The following is a 2117-nucleotide window of genomic DNA, read 5'->3' as shown; positions in this document are numbered from 1 at the left end:
TACTGGATGCAGACTCCTGCTGTCCACTCTATCTAAAAATCCCTCCCCTCTAAGGAGGGGAGGAAGAAGATTGTCTTTATTCTACATTGTCAGTTTTCAAGGATTCCACACAACTTGACAAAGAACCAAAATTTGCTCCTTATTTAGGGAGCAAATTTTTTTACTAGATCTGTAGTCATTTTTAAGAGAATGCTCTGCTAAATCAGAAAGGAGTAATGGATGACCTGTGTTTTTTGTAAGGGAATCGAAGAAGAAAATATTCTTTTCCAATTTAAGTATTTTAAAATGGTTTGGGATATTGATCCTATTTAATCAGGGTATTTACTTGTGGTTTCTAATACTCATTAGATTTCAAATTCTGACGTTGTCAAGCTTCTTGGGTGAATTTTAGTTCTACCATCATCGGCTTTCCTAGTCATTTCTTTGAAATTTTTCGAGTATGCCGATTTAGCAGTTGGTTAAGAATAGAGAGCATTTTGAAACGTTGGAGCAACTGCCTGAGAGAATCCGTTATGAACTTGTGGGTTTACAAGTATATTTGAAGAAGCTCTTTCGTGAAACTACAGAAGTAGATGGGATTTCTGTAGTCTATAATGATGGTGTCATGGATCCTGGAACACATTTCCATATTCACTTAATTCCTCGCTGATGAAAAAATGGTCGGATTAATCCGACCATTTCTTTTTAATCTCAATGTATAAACATGGCATCGCCGAAGCTGAAGAAGCGGTAGCCTTCTTCGATGGCGTGGTGATAGGCTGCGAGGGTTTGCTCACGACCAGCGAAGGCTGATACCAGCATCACGAGGGTTGATTTTGGTAGGTGGAAGTTGGTAGAGAAGGCATCTACCACTTGCCACTGGTAACCAGGTTTGATGAAGATATTGGTCCAGCCGCTAGCTCCAACGAGTTTGCCTTGGTTGTCTCGAGCAACGGTTTCCAGGGTTCGGATGGTAGTGGTACCGACAGCGACAATTCGGTTTCCGGCTTCTTTGACCTGATTTAAGGCTTGGGCTGTTTGGTCTGAGATGGTGTAGTATTCCGAGTGCATGTCGTGGGCTTCCACATCATCCACGGATACGGGGCGGAAGGTTCCTAGTCCGACATGGAGGGTGAGGTAGTGGATTTGAACCCCTTTGGCAGCGATGGCGTCCAACAATTCTGGTGTAAAATGAAGTCCCGCAGTTGGGGCGGCAGCGGAGCCGTTTTCTTTAGCGTAAACGGTCTGGTAGCGTTCACGATCTTCTAATTTTTCATGAATATAAGGCGGAAGGGGCATATCGCCGAGACTCTCGAGGATTTCCAAGAAAATTCCCTCATAGTGGAATTGGATGATGCGACCGCCGTGCTCCAATTCTTGGATCACTTCAGCTTGAAGATGGCCGTCTCCAAATTCAATCCGAGCGCCAACTTTAAGTCGTTTGGCAGGCTTAGCAAGAACCTCCCATTGGTCGCCTTCTGTATTTTGCAAAAGCAGGAGCTCCACGTGACCACCGGTTTCTGTCTTTTGCCCGTAGAGCCGAGCTGGCAGTACGCGTGTGTTATTGAGAACCAGCGCATCGCCTGGATTCAGGTAGTTAATCAGATGGTCAAAATGGCTGTCCGTCATCGCTCCACTTTCCCGGTTCAAGACCAGTAAGCGAGAAGAGGAACGATCTTCAAGTGGAACCTGAGCAATAAGTTCCTCAGGTAATTCAAAATCAAAATCACTAGTTTTCATATCAGATCCTCATAGTTGATAAAACAAAAATAGATAGTAGAGTAACAATAAAAAAGGAGCACTTACCAAAAGAAAGGCTAGGAAACTGCAAATAAAAACAAGCCAGCCTCCCATCTTGTAGCCCCAAAAATAAAGGGCAAGAAAAAGGAAGATTCCTCCTAAAAAAAGACAGGCAACAAGTTCTAACATAAGGAATATTATAGCACAGACTACTTTAGGAAAGATAGTCAATGAAGTTTTTGAAGAAGAAACTCGTTCGAATGTTGGAGAGCGAAAGTTTTAAAATGAAGTTAGCCACCTACCTTTACTGTGAGATGAGGACTACAACCCATTCTGATAAGTCATTGATTTCATTTGATGACAGGTTTGGAGCTGTTAGGCTAATTTGCCAAGGCTAA

Annotated in this window: 1 protein-coding gene; it reads right to left on the bottom strand. The window is 42.9% G+C overall.

From position 1 onward, the window contains the following. Nucleotides 1–690: 690 nt before the first annotated feature. Entirely contained in the window at nucleotides 691–1719 is a 1029-nt protein-coding gene (gene queA, locus E4T71_RS08445) for a tRNA preQ1(34) S-adenosylmethionine ribosyltransferase-isomerase QueA (RefSeq protein ID WP_135038883.1), read from the bottom strand. Nucleotides 1720–2117 lie beyond the last annotated feature (398 nt).

Origin of the sequence: Streptococcus sp. WM07 (assembly GCF_004570525.1) — a bacterium.
Taxonomy (GTDB): domain Bacteria; phylum Bacillota; class Bacilli; order Lactobacillales; family Streptococcaceae; genus Streptococcus.
The sequence above is the reverse complement of the archived record's forward strand: the minus strand, read 5'-3'. Positions and strand labels throughout refer to the sequence as shown.

Bases quoted from the DNA above. Each gene is read 5' to 3' on its own strand.
- queA (WP_135038883.1), bottom strand. From the start codon at position 1,719: ATGAAAACTAGTGATTTTGATTTTGAATTACCTGAGGAACTTATTGCT.